Below are 17312 nucleotides of genomic sequence, written 5' to 3'. Positions count from 1 at the left end.
GCGCCCGGTCACCGAGCGTAGCCGAGGTGCAAGGGTGCTTAGGCTGAAGCCAATATTACCGAATCATCACTCCTTTTTTCTCCAGAAAAGGTACGGTAGTAAAATGGTCTTTGGATATACTCCCATGGACAAAAACATACTTTTTGTCGTACATCAGGTCATCGATCACAAAGCTGACCCAATATTCGTTGGCCAGTGAGAACAATTTGTCCTGAATGGGTTCGATGAGGGTATATGATAGGGGGGGGATTTCGTCAAAAAAGTGGCGCAGTGTGGTAGTTTTTACCTTTTCTCCCTCGATTTCACCATAACCAGTCGAATTGATCAAAACAGTGGATAAAGGAGAAGGTTTTAAATTCAATAAATATACGTCCCATAGGTCATCTTCCGCTCCCGGAATGATGGCAATGGCCAGGTCTTCTACTTTAGGAATTAAAATGTCTTTTTTCATTCAATAGTGTTTACGGGAATAGCAAATGTAAAACCAAACAATTGGGCGAAATGATTTTTAAGGCGCGCTTTAACTTCCTCAATGTCCATTTCCCGACCTAATTCTTTGGACAAGGAAGTCACCGTTTTATCCTCGTCGGTGATGCCGCAGGCGATGATGTTGTTGAAGTGCCCGAGGTTGGTGTTGATGTTGAACGCAAAACCATGCATGGTCACCCAACGACTTAGGTGGACGCCAATGGCGCATATTTTGCGCAACGGTTGATCCGCAGTTGCTTCCAGCCAAACCCCGGTGTATTTCTCCACGCGGATTCCAACCATACCGTAATCGGCCAGGGTCAGGATGACCGCCTCTTCCAAAAAACGTACATAGCGGTGTACATCGGTAAAAAAACGATCCAGATCAAAAATGGGGTAACCTACAATTTGCCCGGGGCCGTGATAGGTGATGTCGCCACCGCGGTTGATTTTAAAAAACTCGAAGCCAGCTTGCGCCAGAGCTTCATTGTCCAATAATAAGTTGTCGATAGAACCACTTTTTCCAAGGGTATACACGGGAGGGTGTTCACAAAAGAGGAGGTAATGCAGCCCGGAACTGGATGCTGGAAGTGTTTGATTGGCTTTGCGTAGTGCCAATTTTTGGTCCACAATTTCCTGGTGCAATCTGGTTTGAAAGTCCCAAGCTTTCTGATAACTCATGCACCCCAAGTCCTTAAAAATCACTTGCTCCATACCCTTTCAGAAATGTCGCGCAAAGGTAATACTCTGTGTGGAATAAATCCAGCTTTTTTTACACTACAGGAAGTGCCTTACTTTTCGGCAGGATATTCAATTCTGGCGTGGTAAACCGAGCGCAAAATTTGCAAAAAAACCGCCTTACATTTTTCCAGGTCGCTAAAGGTCAGGGCAGAATCTTCTAGTTGTTTTTTATTGAGTTTGCCCGCAATGATGCGCTCTACCAGGGCTTGGATGTCACCTGGCGCCGGGTTTTTCAAACTGGCTTTAGCCGCAGCTTCAATCGAATCTGCCAGCATCAGGATGCTTTCTTCCTTGGTACGTGGCCTGGGCCCAGGGTAACAAAAATCGGATTCATTGATCACCTCGCCGGGAAACGCTTCCTGTTCTTTGCGGTAAAAATACTCCACCATGGTGGTTCCATGGTGGGTCAGAATGAATTCATTCAGTAGCTTGGGCAAGCGGTATTGTTTGGCTAGCTCTACCCCTTGGGTGACGTGGGCGATGATCACCTTGGCACTCTCGCGGAAGGGCAATTGATCGTGCGGATTGACGCCGCCCTGATTTTCAATAAAGTATTCGGGTTGGATGATTTTTCCAATGTCGTGGTACAGGGCGGCTACCCGTACCAACAAATGATTGGCACCCACACGTCGGGCCGCAGCCTCAGCTAAATTGGCTACTTGTAAGGAATGTTGCAAAGTCCCGGGCGCCTTGATGGCCAACTCCTGCAAAAGTGGACGATTGAGGTCTGACAATTCAGCCAACCCCATCGAGGAGGTATACCCAAACATCCGCTCCAGCAGTGGAATCAAGGGATTGGCCAACAAGGTTAAAAAGGTGCTTAAAAAAATCCAGTTGAACATTGAAAGGTCGATGCCACTGAAACTGCCCTGCTGGACCAAACTCAGGCCCAAATACCCCAGGCAAAACGCCAAAAAGATGTAAAGAATGGTGAAGAAATATTGATTCCAATCCCGAGTATCCACGTTGGTCAACAAAATAACTACTCCAATCAGGGTTTGTAAAAATGCAAACTCAAAACCCGAGGAAGACAAAAAGGTGGCCAACAATACAATCATCGAATGGGTGAACAAGGCCAGCCATTTGTCGTAAAAAGTTTTGACCAAAATGGGGACGATGCCAAAGGGAATAAGGTAAACACTCAAAGCATCGATGCTGGTAATGATGTACACCAGGTAGGCAAACACCGGAAACCACGCCAATAAAAAGGTCAACTCGTACCAGTTGTCAAACAAAGGCCGACAATACAAATACAAAAAGGCCGCATACAACCCAATGACCAATGCCGTCAATAAAAAATACCCGAAATATATCCCCCAACTGCGCTGGGCAATTTCAATTTCGAAATGCTCTTTTAAACTCTCCAGTTTCAGTTGAACGGTTTCGCTGATCACGCCAAAACGAGGCACGATCAATTCCCCCTTACGCACCATACCATTGAATTTCACCACGCCATTGATCATGTCATTGCGGGTTTGTTCGGTATTGAGTTTGTCGTACTTCACATTGGGTTCGACACATTCGGCGAGTACGGCGTACAAAAAATCGGCATCCGACAAACCGCTGCTTTGCAGCGTATCGGAAATGATTTGATTGATTTTATGGGTAGTAAACAAACCGCCCAGCGTTTTCTCCTCGGAAGTGTTGCCTTTTAAGAGGTGAATGACAAAGTTTTTATCCGCGTTTTGATGGCTTGGGTCAAGTTCAACTACCCCCCGCTGGTAGTTTTTTTGCAGGTACTGCGTACCAAAATTGCGGTAAAGTTGAGGATTACGCCGCACGTCGTTGAACTGGCCTCTTTCCAGGTTTTGGAGTTGCAGGTCAAATCGCTCCTCAAATTTGCGCAGACTGCGCACCCCCACGCTGTCATCCATGCGGTAAAAAGGCGAAAAATCGGAGAGCAGAGAGTCCGTTTCTGCCTTGAGAATGCGATCGGGTTTTTTGATGGCAAAATCGAAGGGGGCAACGAGGTCTTCGTAATTCCAGATTTGATCTTCCTCGTAGCTGTATTTGAAACGGGTATGTGTCGGAAACAAAATGCTGATGAAGACAATAATGCCTCCAATAAACAGGTGCTGCAAAGTGCCCCGCAAGTAGCCACGTATGTTTTGCCATGCAATCATGGGGTAAAAGTAAAAAAAAGTTGAAGAGTTGAAGGGCAACTCTTCAACTTTTCAACTCTTCAACCTACTTCCTAGGGTGCCAGCTCACTTCTGTCACTCCCAAATCTTGCGCCATTTTACGCGACAGTACAAAAAGGTAATCGGATAAACGATTGAGGTACCGTAGCAGGATTTCTTCTACGGGTTCATTAGCCGCCAAAGCCACCACCTGTCGCTCGGCTCGGCGGCAAACCGTACGGGCAATGTGGCAATAGGAAACGCTGGGATGGCCACCTGGTAAAATGAAATTTTTCAAGGGTGGCAAATGGGCGTCCATCTGATCCATTTGTTGCTCCAGGGCTTGTACGTCTGACTCAAGCAAGTCGGGCGTATCCATCGATTTGTCGGGGTCGCTGGCCAGATTGGCACCAATGGTGAACAAGCGATCCTGGATTTCCTTCAGAAAATCACGGCTTGCTTCTTCGCTCAAACTATCGCGTACCAAACCTAGGTACGAGTTCAACTCATCGACGGTACCATAAGCCTCAATGCGCAAATGGTATTTGGGCAAACGTTTGCCACCAAAGAGCCCCGTTTCACCCTTGTCACCTGTTTTGGTGTATATTTTGAAAGCCATGTTTTTTTCGCAAAAATAGACCTAAACTTTTAATCAGTGCTTAGAATTTGGAAAAATCATCCACCGCCGCCGCCGCTTTGTAGTCGGCTTCACCAACTTTGCCGCCTTCATCCGAGTCGTAATCAGTTAGAATTTTCCACACCCCATTTTCCTTGCGCAGGAAAACGTGAAATTTGCCATAGGCAACATTGGGTGCACCTGCTTTTGGATAACTGGTGTATTTAAAGTAACCCCGTTCGGAAGCAGTAGTTGCAGAGGCAAAACGTTCGAAAAATCGGAACTCAATGCCGGAGCGACTACCGTTGTCAATGGCCCACGCGAAACTCCGTTCGGATTGGGCGGCATACCCAGCTAAGTCGAGGCTACTTTTATTACCCCCGCTGGCCCGAACAAATTCTTTGGAATGCAAACTGATGTACTTGGCCGCGTCGTTGTTGGCGTAAGCTTCGGAGAAGGGGGTCCAGATGTCGCGGTTGATGTCGCGCAGGGCATTTTTGGCTGCCTGAGCCTCCGCTTGTTTGTTTTTCCAGCGTTTTTCGGTTTCGATGACGTCCATTTCCAGCGCACCGAAGACTCCTTTTTCCTCCTTATTGTCGCCTTTGGCCAAGGCCCGAATTTTTTCAGTGCTGGCAAAAGCACTTTTGTAATCCTCTTTTTTGGCTTGCCAGAGGGCTTTTTTCCAGAGGTTCCATACATGTTCACCCGCTTTCAAGCTTTCGTCCAGGTATTTCTGGGCCTCCGTGAGTTTGCCCGCTTCGGTGAGTAGGTCGGCGGCTTCGGCCTGGAGGTACCATTTTTGTGCTGCATCGGCTTTGGCAATCAGGCTGTCATATTGGGCAATGGCGGCAGGGACGAAGTCGACTCGAAAGCGGACATTGACTTTTTTGTTGTCCCACAACAAGCTGAGCTGGCCTTCTTCCAGACTGAGTTGTTCGATCTGATAGGTAAGGTGTTCGAGTGGTTTTTCCAGGGTTTCTACCCGGGTACCTACCCGCAGTGCGTCTTTGGCTTCATTGTAAACAAAAGCGCCCCATTGTTTGGAATCGGTGTTGAAGACAGCGGTCCAGCCCTGATTTTGGCGAGGGATCAGGAAAAAAGCATAAGTACCCGCCGCCAAGGTTTTGCCCTCCATCTTTATGGGCGTGCTGAAGCTGATGGTGGTGGCGTTGTTGGCCCCAGCGCGCCAGATTTTGTCGAAAGGGACGATGCCACCCCAGATTTGGCGGCCACGTACAGCTGGGGCAAAGTATTGAATGTTGATGTCGGTAAGCCCGAGCCGGTAAGAAACACTGGCTTTAGCGCTTTTTTGAGGTAGGTTATTTTGAGCGTACAGACCTTGTAATCCACACAATAGTAAGAGCAGAAGAAATGAATTTTTCATATTTTTCATTTACGGTCATTAAATGGTGATCAAATACTTGGCTAAAAACACTAGCGCGCATCCCCATGGAAAGTTCGCCAACTGTGCCAAAACTCCTGATAGGCGTTGACTTTTTTCAAATTGCTCATGCCTGGATCCAAGGCTAGTCCATACCAGTTGTAACGAAAAATCTGGCTGAATAAGGTGTCATTACGCATGCTAAATTTTTCCAGATTGGGGCGTTCAAAAGCAACAAAACTTTTGTCGTCTTTGGCCAGTACAATCACAATGGGCGTATTGCCGACATGTTCATTCAGCACTCGTTTTACTTTTAATTCATTCCAGTCAAAAGCTTTGCTGTATGGCCCAATTTGAATGCCGACTACCCAGGATTTATCCTTCCAGGACGTGCTGTCAGTGCGGGTGAGTTTGCCTTTTTTGTTGCCATTTTCGTAGTTTTTTTGATGGGCGTATTCTTCCTTGTAGGTCGTATCTGCTTGCATCACCTTGCTGTTGGGATGGTATTTTAGCCATTGTTTTAAGGTCATTTGGGTGCAGGGCACTTCTGGTAAAACCTTCCCTTTGAGCGGCCCGGCAATGGCTTGCCCGTTCTCTTGTCGCCACCAGGAACGGGTACGCGAATCTTCAAACATGGCATTGAAATGATCCATGCCCACCAGGCGGAAAGTTTCATTTTTATCCTCCACTTTTGGATCAAACACCCTGCCTGTGCGGCACACATTGCAATAGGTAACCATGACGATTTGGCCACCCACCACGTCGCGCACCTGATGGTGATAGGCGAGGTACTGAATGGGGTAGGCACTGGCTTCCCCATTGATGCTAACCCCAAGTACGACCCGATTGAGTGAAACTTCGTTGTGCTGGCTGCTGTTCATCACCAATGTGGGCTGGATGAACATCCGTTCAGCGGTCATCTTGAAATTGAATTGGTAGGCTACAAAAGCCAAGGGCAGCAGGGTGAGTAGTGGAACCCATACCCGTTTGAAACGGGCGCGCCAAAAGCTAAAAAGAACCAGCAACCCCAAACCGATTCGGATGTACCAACGCCAGGAATACAAAAAATAAGCCAGTTCAATACTGTTCAGCTGCTGACTGCCGGGCAGGGGCATAATGAAGTAGACGTTGGCAACTTCGAAGGCAATCATTAAGAGGACTGCTAGATAAAACAATGCTTTCATGCGTAGGAATAGGGTTTAGAGATGCTAACATTGCATCTCTTGGTGTTAGAAAATATTGGGCAAAATAAACAAAATTGGGATGTGATGGAGGTAAAGAAGAAAAGTACCCTCTATCGCTCATTTTCCCCATCTCCATCACGTCGATGTTCGTTTTCATCTACTTTTTTTTGAAGCTGATGACTTAGAGGGCAACTTTGTGTTATCAAAATCAAGCCATGAAGAAAATTTACCCGATTCTTTCTTTAATCGCCCTCTTTTTTGTCACCCTGACGCCAGTGTTTGCACAATTTCCGATGGTGGGTGTCCCCACCACTGCAATTCAAAGCCCCAAAGGGAATGTAAAAATCAGCGGCATTCTCATCGATTCCAGCTCGCTCAAAGCCGTAGAGTACGCCAGCATCGCCCTTTACAAATTGTCCAATGGGCAAGCAGTAGACGGCACCGTTTCGGATGAAAAAGGCAAATTTAGCTTTAGCAAAATTGAAGCTGGAGAATACAAAGTGCTGATCTCCTTTTTGGGTTACCAAACCAAAACCATTGACAAACTGAATTTCACCAAAGGCCAGGAATTTGACCTGGGTGCCATCAAACTCAACCCCGTGGTGAAAAACCTGGACGAAGTAACCATCACGGGCTCAGTAGACCTGATCGAGGAAAAAGTGGATCGCCTGGTGTACAATGCTGAAAAAGACATTACCGCCAAAGGTGGGGATGCCACCGACGTGCTCCGCAAAGTCCCCATGCTTACCGTAGACCTAGACGGCAACGTTAGCCTGCGCGGCAGCCAAAACATCAAGGTGCTGATCAACAACAAACCCAGCACCATCATGGCCAGTAGTGTAGCGGATGCTATGAAACAAATTCCGGCGGATCAAATCAAAACGGTCGAAGTCATCACCAGCCCTTCCGCCAAATACGACGCAGAAGGCTCTGCAGGCATCATCAACATCACCACCAAAAAGAATAGCCTACAAGGGGTAAACCTCAACGTCGACGGCGGGGTGGGCAACCGGGGTTCTATCCTCTCGCTCAATGGCAATTACCGCAAAGGCAAAGCAGGTTTCACGTTGGGTGGTTTTGGTCGCGCCAATTACAACACAGTCACCAAATCCAGTCTGGAGCAAAGCAGCACGACTCAAGGTTTGACCACCACCGTACGTCAAACCGGAGACGGCTACAGTCAAGGGCTCTTTGGGCAATACAACCTGGGTTTTGACTACGATTTAGCCAAAAACCAAAGCATCACCGCCGGGGCTCGTTATGGCGTGCGCAACATGAGTTTTCAGCAAGACTTCCTGACCCAATTGTTCAGCAATGGCCTGGAAACTGGCACCTCCAGCCGGAATGTAGACAGCAAAAACCTCTCTGGCACTTTGGACATGAATCTGGACTATGTCCACACCTACAAACCCCAGCAAGAATGGAGCATCTCCACACTCTATAGCCGCAACGACCTGACCAACAACTTCGACGCTGATCTGCTGAATGAAAGTGGTACGCTGGCCGGTCGCCAACGCAACGACAACAATAACCTCAACCAGGAATTTACGGTACAAACGGATTACCAAACGCCGATCAAACGCAATCAAATGCTCGAATTTGGCGGCAAAGGTATTTTTCGCGAGGTCAACAGCGATTACCGGTTTTTGATCGCAGGCCCTTCTGGTGAATTCAACACCGATTTTAACCAACCCGCTGGTGCTTTGACTTACCATCAAAACATCGCCGCAGGTTATACTTCTTATACCTATACCACCAAAAAACGCTACACTTTTAAAGGCGGCTTGCGTTATGAGCACACCATGATCGATGCCAGCACGCAGGAGAATGGAGTCATCGGGATTGGGGATTACGGGATTTTGGTGCCCAGTTTCAACGCTTCTAAAACCTTCAAGGGGACTACGGTGAAACTGGCTTACAACCGCCGGATTCAGCGCCCGGGCTTGCAGCAATTGAATCCCAATTTCAACAGTGCCAATCAACAAAACATCACAGTGGGTAACCCTGAACTGCGGCCCGAATTGACCAACAATTACGAACTGACCCTGAGCAAAACCATCAAAAAAACCTTTGTAACCAGCTCGTTTTTTGTCCGTACCACCAACAATGCCATCCTCCAGGTGACCAAACCTTCGGATACCTTGGCAGGCGCGGTGATCACCACTTACGAAAACATTGGGCACCAACAAACCTATGGTTCCAATATCTTTTCCAACGTGGCGCTGACTTCCAAAATCAACGTCGGGATATTCCTGAATGTGCTCTATTCCACGCTGGATGGTCAGATCACCAATGCCAACGGGATTTTGGAAAGTAGAAAGAATTCCGGCTTCAATATCAGTGGCGGGATGTTTGGACAGGCTCAGTTTAAAAAAGGTTGGGGCGTACAGGCATTTGGATTCATGCAGGGCTCACAGGTGCAATTGCAAGGTCGCCAGGGTGGATTTGGTTTTTATACCCTGGGTGTCAAAAAGGATTTTAAGGACAAAAAAGCGAGTTTGGGACTTGCTGCCGAAAACTTCCTCGGCAACAGTTTCAATATTCACACTGAGTTGAATTCCCCGCAATTCAATCAGGTCAGCGACGTTTACCTTTACAACCGTGGTTTTAGACTCACCTTTAGCTACAAAATTGGCAAAATGAGCGCAATGGAAATGCCCCGTAAAAAAGGCAAATCCGTGAACAACGACGACATTAAAACCGATGGTCAAAACAGTGGTGGCAGCGTACCTGGTGGAGGACAACAGAATCGACAATAACTCAATTTTTCTTCTTTTTTAACTCAAAATCAAGAGCAATCATGAAAATGAAACTATTGTGTATGTTGGCTATTGCCACTCTTTCTTTTGCCTATGTACAAGCGCAAACGGTAGATGAAATTGTTGCCAAACACGTGGAAGCAATGGGCGGTGCAGATAAGTTAAAAACCGTAAATACCATTAGCACTGAGCGGGTCCTCGCCGTTCAAGGCATGGAAATTCCCAGCAAAAGTGTCATTGTCGTTGGCAAATCCTTGCGCTCTGAATCTACTGTGATGGGCAATGCGATGGTACAAGTGTTACACGGGGATAAAGGCTGGAAAATTATGCCTGCCATGATGGGCGGAACTGGTGAGCCCGAAGACATGTCCGCCGATGAAATCAAACCACTCTTCGGGCAACTCGACCCATTCGGTGCATTGTACAATTACCAGGAAAAAGGCAACAAGTTAGAGCTGGTTGGTAAAGAAAAAGTGGACAAAAAGGACATGTTCCATTTCAAAATCACCTCCAAAGATGGCGTAGTTATGGATGAGTACCTGGATGCCAGCACTTACCTCGTTTACAAAGTGGTGAGCAACGTAGGTGGCCAAGAAGGGGAATTGGTGTTTTCGGATTACGAAGCGATTGAAGGCATCAAAATGGCGAATACCATCGATATCACTAGTCCGATGGGCGCTTTTACGATGATCACCAACAAAACGGTGATCAATGGTCAGGTGGATGAGAAGATTTTCGCTAAGCCTGCGAAGTAGGGCTGGTTGTATCACAAATCTTTTTGACCAAAGCGACATTTTTATTATCACAAAGGGAAAAAAGAGAACACAGAGGACACAAAGCGAAGCGTCGTCAACGTCTAACTTTGTGTCCTTTGTGTTTCTTTGTGCTTTCTTTGTGAAAATTATGTCGCTTTGGAATTATTTTGAAAATTCGGGATGATTCATGCTTTTCCTCTTTGTGCTAATTAACATTGAGTGAATTCAGCTTTACAGTACAAACTTATTCACCCCGCTTTTCAACGGCAATATCTTCCCCTTCCACATCAAATTCCCCGTGGTCTTCCCTGGCAAATCAACTTGAATGTTCCACTTGTTTTGCACCCATTCATAACTCACCGCCAGGGCTCCATTGGGATGTGGAATGCTCCCACTGATCTTTTTGATCTCCCCGAGATGCGGCTGGATTTTTACTTTAGAAAAATTCAATCCGTCACTTTCGATGCCCAAAAGAGTGCGGAAAAACTCGATGTTTGGGCTCGATCCCCAGGCATGGCAGTCGGAGCGGGAGGTATTCAACTCGGAAGTTTCTGCCCAGGTACTCAGTCCCATTTGGATGTTTTCCCGCCATTTGTCCAACCATTTTAGGTAGTCATTGCCCATTCCCGCTTTCACCAAAGCTTGATGCAGGTAGTATTTGAAATAAATGGAAGCAGGTGCCAGATTGGTATCGCTGATCAATTTTTTTCCCAAGGGCGCAAGTTGCTCGGGTGCGAGCATCCCGGTAAGAATAGCCAGAGAATTGGTGTGTTGGGAAAACAGGTCTTTTTCCATCCGATCCGCGTACAGACCCTTGCTGGCATCCCAATATTTGCTTTGAATGGTCTTTTTGAGTTGTAAGGCTCGCGCCTGGTAAATCCCGGCGGATTCTTTGATGCCCAGCTTTGTTTCCAAATCAGCAGCCAATTGATAAGCCCACAACAATTGCAAATCCAACATAGCCGAGCTACCATCCTTACTTAGTGGCCCACGACCAGCCACCCAATCTTTGGCTGTCACCCAATCCGTGAACATCCAGTACGGAACATCGTGCAGGGAACCATCTGCTGCCTGGAATCCCCGGAAATAGTCCAAAATTTGCCGCATCCCGGAGAGTTTGTTTTTGACAAAAACGATGTCCTTGCCATAACGGCTGTAATCGTGCAACATGCCGATGTACCACAGCGAAAAGGTCGGGATATATTGTGGCGTATAAGAAGGATGTCGACTCAGCGTCACCCCTTCCGGCTGTCGGGATTGGTCCATCTGATCGAGGGCCTGGCGCAAAAGCCGTTCGTCACCACTGTTGTACAAGGACACCAGTGCCTGAATCCGGGCATCACCGATGTACTGCAACTGTTCGTAATACGGGCAATCCATATAGGTTTCAACGGCACAGAGTCGGGCGGTGCGCCAACCAATCTCCAGCATTTTTTGGATTTCGGTGTTTTCAGTGTTCAGGCTTGAATTCAATTGAAATGGATACCCCGTGAAGTTGCCAGAAATGTCGTGCAAGGTTAGCGTTTCGCCCTTGGTGATGATGCGCAATTGTACATAGCGGTAAGTCCGAAAATTGAGGGTAGTAAAAGTCTGGTTGGAACTGCCATCCGCGAATAAACTGTCTTTTCGCCCAATCATCTGTTTGCCTTCTACCTCATTCCGATTGCCTTTGTTGGGTGATTTGCTGAAGAGTGCTTCGGCATATTGCAGGGAAATGCTCCCGTCTTTCCCTCCGCTGAATTGCAAGGCAGGGTAGGCATTGGTCAGGTAGCCTTGATCCAGGAGAATGGTGGCGATGGTATTGGCGGGAATGTTCAGGTCCACTTTGGTATTCGGGAAACCAGCAGGGATTTCAATGCCTTGTACCTTGGCGACTTTGGCAAACCTTTCCGCTTTGAACTCCATTTGTGGCAAGGTGGAAGGGATGAGCATCCAGCCATAGGGAGTGCCGTATTGCCCCTGGATGTTTTTGGGATTGCCCGAGAAAATCGTTTTGGCACTTTTCCAATCCCCATCCGGGAAATCGAGGCTTTGCCAGTTCTTGGCTTGTTTGGCCAACTGAACCAATTCCCCCGGACCAGTCACGTAATAGCCAGGAATAGCAACCCTCAGCGGGGTATAACTGCTGTCGCGCTGGCACTTCCAACTGCTATTGGTGTTGATCACATTTAATGCTTCCGTGGCGCCTTGTACAATGAAAGCGGTTTGCAGGCTGATTTGGGCTTCTGGGCGCCATTCGGCTTCATTCCATACCTGGGCGGCGATACTGTTTTTTCCAGATTTCAGATAAGGTGCCAGGTCTAAGGTTTCGTAATGCCAGTGTTGCAGGTCGCCGCGCACTGGCCCCAGGGAGACCAGCTTTTCATTGACGAACAATTTGTAACGATTGTCAGCAGAGACATGGACAACAAAGGTTGCGGGCTGACTGGCGAGCTCAATGGTTTTCCGAAACAGATAAACACCATATCCATTGGGTGGCGCACCCGGAACGGTAATCCAGGAAGCCGACCAATATTTTTGTAAAATGGCTGGTGTAATGTTTTGGCTGGAAATGAGCCCGCTGTGTAAAACCGCACAGAACAGGCCAGCAGCTTGAATGAGGAATCTTTTCATCACCATGTTGTTTATAGCTGTAGAGACGCACTGATGAAGTTTTTTGAAATGACCGTTCTTAAACCTTAGGCTAGACGCCCATGAATTGCCTCCAGCTTTAGCTGGTGGATAGGCAGTCAACTCTAGTTTTTGGGCTTTAGCCCCATTTACAAATTTGAGGTTTGGGCTAAAGCCCATTCAAGATCTGACCTTCAAACCACCAGCTAAAGCTGGAGGCAATTCAAACTCCAGAGTCTAAAGGACGATTATTTCAAAAAACTTCATCAGTGCGTCTCTACTATCATTTAATGGTTTGTGCATCCACAACCGCAATGGCGATCATGTTCACAATTTCCCGGGTGGTACTGCCCAATTGCAAGACGTGGGCGGGTTTTTTGAGCCCCAACAAAACCGGGCCAATCTTTTCAATGTCCGCCACTTCCTTAACCAGGTTGTAAGCAATATTGGAGGCCGAAAGGTTGGGGAAAATCAAAAGGTTGGCACCACCACCCACCAAGTTACAGAACGGGTGGTTTTCATGCAGCAATTCCTGATCAAAAGGCAAGTGCGCTTGCATTTCACCATCTACAATCATTTCAGGATGTTTGGCTTTTAGCTTGCTGGTGGCTTCCCGCATTTTAACGGCATCCTCACCATTGGCCGTACCAAAATTCGAGTAGGTCAGCAGGGCAATGCGTGGTTGGATGTTGAATTTCTCGATCTCTTTGGCGGCCAACTCTGCTATTTCCACAATGTCATCCGCATTTGGATTAAAATTGACGGTGGTATCCGCTAGGAAAAGTGGACCAAAACGGCTCATCAGGATGTACATCCCAGAAATTTTGTTGACACCCGGCTGACGGCCAATCACTTGTATGGCAGGTCGCAGGGTGTCAGGATAGTTCCGGGTCATCCCACCGATTACCGCATCCGCTTCCCCCAATTCCACCATCATGGCACCATAGTAACTGCGGCGGCGCATCACCGCATGAGCTTCAGCTTTGTTGAAACCTTTGCGCTGGCGTTTTTCGAATAAAACATCGCCATAATGCTCCAATCGCGCGTGTTCTTCATCATTGTGCGGATGCATCGGATCAATGATGGTGAGATCCTTGATGTGCAAATGGTTGTCGTGAATCAGCTGTTTGATTTTTTTGACATTGCCCAGCAAAATTGGCTTGGCAATCCCTTCTTCCTGCACTTGTTGAGCTGCTTTCAAGACCGCGAGATTTTCGGCATCGGCCAGCACCACCCGTTTTGGTTTACGCCTAGCCTGGCTGATGATGGCTTTGGTGAGGGTATTGTCCAATCCCAGTCGCTTGGACAATTGGGTCTCATATGCCTCCCAATTTTGGATCGGGAACTTAGCGACACCAGAATCCATCGCTGCTTTCGCTACTGCAGGTGCCACGGCGGTCAGCAGGCGTGGATCGGTTGGTTTGGGGATGATGTACTCCCGGCCAAAAACCAGGTTGTCTTTGCCATAGGCCATATTGACAATGTCAGGCACAGGTTTTTTTGCCAAAGCAGCCAATGCACGTACCGCGGCGAGTTTCATTTCTTCGTTGATTTCCCTGGAACGAACATCCAGGGCACCACGGAAGATGTAGGGAAAGCCGAGCACGTTGTTGACCTGATTGGGGTAATCACTGCGCCCAGTGGCAATGATGATGTCTTCCCGGGCGGCTGTTGCCTCCTCGTAACTGATCTCCGGGGTAGGGTTGGCCATGGCAAAAACGATACAATCTTTGGCCATCACCTTGACCATGTCCTGGTCCAGGACATTGCCTTTGGAAAGCCCGATGAACACATCGGCGTTCACCAAGGCATCGGCGAGTTTGGTACTGGCTGGCGCATTGTCATTGGCAAATTCACTTTTTTTGCCATCCAGATTGGTGCGGCTGGGGTGGATCAAACCTTTGGAGTCAAACATGAACATGTTCGCCTTTTGGGCACCCAGGCTATGGTAGAGCTTGGAGCAGGAAATGGCCGAAGCCCCCGCACCGTTGACCACGATTTTGACTTTGTCAATCTCTTTGCCCACAATTTCCAGCGCATTCAACAAGGCCGCTGCACTGATGATGGCGGTACCGTGTTGGTCGTCGTGCATCACCGGGATGTTCAACTCGGCTTTGAGGCGTTCTTCGATCTCAAAACACTCGGGGGCAGAGATGTCTTCGAGGTTAACGCCCCCAAAAGTGGGCTCCAGAATTTTCACTGTACGGACAAATTCATCGACATCCTTGGTGTTCAACTCCAGGTCGAATACATCAATATCAGCGTAGATTTTAAAAAGCAAGCCCTTGCCTTCCATCACGGGTTTGCCCGCCGCCGGGCCAATGTCGCCGAGGCCCAATACAGCAGTCCCATTGGAAATAACGGCAACCAGGTTGCCCTTGGCGGTGTATTTGTAAACGGCTTCGGGGTCTTCGGCAATTTCCAGGCAAGGTTCGGCTACACCAGGGGAATAGGCCAGGGTCAAGTCGCGCTGGGTAGCGGTTTCCTTGGTGGGAATCACTTCGATTTTTCCCGGACGTCCTTTGGCGTGGTAATGTAGCGCTTCTTCTTTTAAGGTTTTATTTGTGTTCATTTCGGTAAAATAGGTTGAAAAAGATTCCAAGCTAAACAAATTAGCACGGCTCTGCAAATGTCTGCTTTGTTCCGCTAGGCTACAAATTTATGGGGTAGGAAATTCTGTGCAGAATTTGGGATTTAGAAGGTTAGTTATGAAGTTCCATGGCAACTCCAATAAAAACGACAAAGAACACCATCTTTATGGGGTTTACGATAGTGAAGAAGATGACCTTTTTGAATTTTGAATGTGTACTAATTTTTATCTATCAAGTGTTTGAAAATAAGGTAACCTTATTCTAAAATCTCCTATATTGCTGCTTCTAAGCAAGGATTCAGCAAAACTCCTTGCCGGGACTAATCGCTCACACCATGAGCAAAATCCATTTTTTCAACCAAAGTAGCTTGTTATGTCTACCTCTAATTCCTTTAGCAACAACATGCGGGTGATTCACCGCTATTTGGGCTTTTTTCTAGCTGGCATCATGGCCGTTTACGCCTTAAGCGGAATGCTGCTCATCTTTCGCGATACCGATTTTTTAAAGCAGAAGAAGCAGATTGTTCAAATGATTAAACCCAATGCCAGTGAAAAGGAGATTGGGGAACTATTGAAAATGCGCCAATTTAAAGTAGATAAGACCGAAGGTGATCTGCTCTATTTCCGGGATGGCACCTACAACAAAAGCACTGGAAAGGCCGAGATTACGGTAAAAGAACTGCCGACCATTCTGGAAAAAATGACCCATTTACACAAGGCAAAAACCGAAGACCCACTGTATTTCTTCAATATCTTTTTTGGGTTTTCTCTGCTGTTTTTTGTCGTTTCCGCATTCTGGATGTTTATGCCCCAAACCTCCGTATTTAAGAAGGGTTTGTATTTTACCTTGGGTGGAATCGTTTTAACTTTAATTTTACTGTTCGTATAAAATCGAATGTTTACAGGATGGGTAAATTAGCAAAATAGTGTTGTCATCTTTTTGTCACCGCTGTTTTTGCCATTTTACCCATTTTTTCGTAATTTGTTTTGCCTATCAAACCTGAAAATTTATCAACTGAAATGAGAAAACTGAATTTTTCTATCCTCAGCGCCCTCATGCTGGCGCTCGCTTTCTCTTGCCAAAACAATACGACTACTGATGTGGCCCAAGTGGTAAGCGTCGGCAGCCTCAGCCTCAGCAAAACGGAAGGCAAAGGTTGTGATCAACCCGACTCGCTACGTACCGACTGTGCCACCATTGACCTGAGTTGGCCCAATATCGATAATGGCTCAGAAGCCTTGAAAAAAAGTGTCAAAGACTGGGCCACTACCTATCTTGTTGGCATCTTGGCCCCTGAAACTGACCTTGAAAAAGCGGCTCAAGCCTCCATCGAGGAAAAGGCAGCAGAATTTATCAAAATGCAAAAAGACTTTGCCAAGGAGGCCCCTGATTCCCCAATGGCTAACTTTACGGCAGAAAGTAAATACAATGTCCTGCTGAACGACGGCAAATACCTCACCTTGGAAATTGAAGGTTATACTTATACTGGTGGTGCTCACGGAAGCCCGACCGCGGCAGTAGCTACCTTTGATGTGCTCAGTGGCAAAATGCTCAATTTGGACGACCTGGTGAAGGACAAAAAAGCCCTTGAAGCCCTCGCTGAAGCAAGTTTTCGGGCTGAAAGAGCTGATATTTTTGAACCCACCGATGGGATGGAGCCCTTCAATTTTGATGAAAATTTTCCTTTTGCACTGCCACAAAACTATGGCTTGGTTTCGGATGGACTTTATTGCCATTACCTGGCCTATGAGGTAGGCCCTTACGCTATCGGCAACACCCAATTTGTCATTCCTTTTGAAAAATTGGGCGCAATCGCAAAAATTAAATTCGCTGCAACAGAAACCATCGTGGTGACGTGTAGCGAAAAAGGAGAAATGGAATTGGCTGGCAAACCAATGGAGGACTTCGATGCACTCAAAGCGACCTTGCAAGCCCTTTTGGCCGAAAAACTAAAGAGTGGTGCCAAAGAATTCCCTTCTATTAAAACCGAAGGCTGTATGATGGGTGCCAGTGGTGAGATTCGCAGCATGTACGAAGAATTAAAAGCAGAACTTTTGAAAACGAAAGAGTAACTTTGGAATTGGTCC

Annotated in this window: 12 protein-coding genes; 4 read left to right on the top strand and 8 right to left on the bottom strand. The window is 47.3% G+C overall.

Annotated elements, in window-relative coordinates:
- Positions 1–55 precede the first annotated feature (55 nt).
- The 6 genes from ACEW9O_RS24040 to ACEW9O_RS24015 all read right to left on the bottom strand — a co-directional run bounded on the left by ACEW9O_RS24040 (position 56) and on the right by ACEW9O_RS24015 (position 6510).
- On the bottom strand, positions 56–451 hold the full coding sequence (locus ACEW9O_RS24040; protein ID WP_373552767.1) for a hypothetical protein: 396 nt from the start codon (positions 449–451) through the stop codon (positions 56–58).
- Complete coding sequence (gene lipB, locus ACEW9O_RS24035; RefSeq protein WP_373552766.1) at positions 448–1182, bottom strand: lipoyl(octanoyl) transferase LipB; 735 nt, start codon at positions 1180–1182, stop codon at positions 448–450. The genes ACEW9O_RS24040 and lipB overlap by 4 nt, the downstream gene beginning before the upstream one ends.
- A gap of 77 nt (positions 1183–1259) precedes the next feature.
- A complete protein-coding gene (locus ACEW9O_RS24030; protein ID WP_373552765.1) occupies positions 1260–3332 on the bottom strand; it encodes an HD family phosphohydrolase in 2073 nt (690 codons plus the stop codon).
- A gap of 64 nt (positions 3333–3396) precedes the next feature.
- Positions 3397–3948, bottom strand: a complete 552-nt coding sequence (locus ACEW9O_RS24025) for a cob(I)yrinic acid a,c-diamide adenosyltransferase (RefSeq protein WP_373552764.1) — start codon at positions 3946–3948, stop codon at positions 3397–3399.
- Positions 3949–3988: 40 nt separating this feature from the next.
- Positions 3989–5329, bottom strand: coding sequence for a DUF2911 domain-containing protein (locus tag ACEW9O_RS24020; protein ID WP_373552763.1), 1341 nt, complete (start codon positions 5327–5329; stop codon positions 3989–3991).
- Between the two features lie 50 nt (positions 5330–5379).
- Positions 5380–6510 (bottom strand): DUF3179 domain-containing (seleno)protein, encoded by a 1131-nt coding sequence (locus ACEW9O_RS24015; RefSeq protein WP_373552762.1) that lies wholly within the window; start codon positions 6508–6510, stop codon positions 5380–5382.
- A gap of 215 nt (positions 6511–6725) precedes the next feature.
- Here ACEW9O_RS24015 and ACEW9O_RS24010 point away from each other — a divergent pair, with 215 nt between their 5' ends.
- Both ACEW9O_RS24010 and ACEW9O_RS24005 read left to right on the top strand, forming a co-directional pair.
- Positions 6726–9269: a TonB-dependent receptor domain-containing protein gene (locus ACEW9O_RS24010; RefSeq protein ID WP_373552761.1), complete on the top strand. Its 2544-nt coding sequence runs from the start codon at positions 6726–6728 to the stop codon at positions 9267–9269.
- A gap of 41 nt (positions 9270–9310) precedes the next feature.
- Complete coding sequence (locus tag ACEW9O_RS24005; RefSeq protein ID WP_373552760.1) at positions 9311–10024, top strand: outer membrane lipoprotein-sorting protein; 714 nt, start codon at positions 9311–9313, stop codon at positions 10022–10024.
- 231 nt (positions 10025–10255) lie between these two features.
- Here the strand turns inward: ACEW9O_RS24005 and ACEW9O_RS24000 are convergent, their stop codons facing one another.
- Positions 10256–12637 (bottom strand): amylo-alpha-1,6-glucosidase, encoded by a 2382-nt coding sequence (locus ACEW9O_RS24000; RefSeq protein WP_373552759.1) that lies wholly within the window; start codon positions 12635–12637, stop codon positions 10256–10258.
- A gap of 280 nt (positions 12638–12917) precedes the next feature.
- Positions 12918–15206, bottom strand: coding sequence for an NADP-dependent malic enzyme (locus ACEW9O_RS23995; RefSeq protein WP_373552758.1), 2289 nt, complete (start codon positions 15204–15206; stop codon positions 12918–12920).
- 391 nt (positions 15207–15597) lie between these two features.
- On the opposite strand from ACEW9O_RS23995, the gene ACEW9O_RS23990 reads away from it, so the two are divergent.
- Both ACEW9O_RS23990 and ACEW9O_RS23985 read left to right on the top strand, forming a co-directional pair.
- Positions 15598–16113, top strand: coding sequence for a hypothetical protein (locus tag ACEW9O_RS23990; protein WP_373552757.1), 516 nt, complete (start codon positions 15598–15600; stop codon positions 16111–16113).
- 131 nt (positions 16114–16244) lie between these two features.
- A complete protein-coding gene (locus ACEW9O_RS23985; RefSeq protein WP_373552756.1) occupies positions 16245–17297 on the top strand; it encodes a DUF3298 and DUF4163 domain-containing protein in 1053 nt (350 codons plus the stop codon).
- Positions 17298–17312 lie beyond the last annotated feature (15 nt).

The organism is Haliscomenobacter sp., from assembly GCF_041740695.1.
In the GTDB taxonomy this organism is placed as follows: domain Bacteria; phylum Bacteroidota; class Bacteroidia; order Chitinophagales; family Saprospiraceae; genus Haliscomenobacter.
The sequence above is the reverse complement of the archived record's forward strand: the minus strand, read 5'-3'. Positions and strand labels throughout refer to the sequence as shown.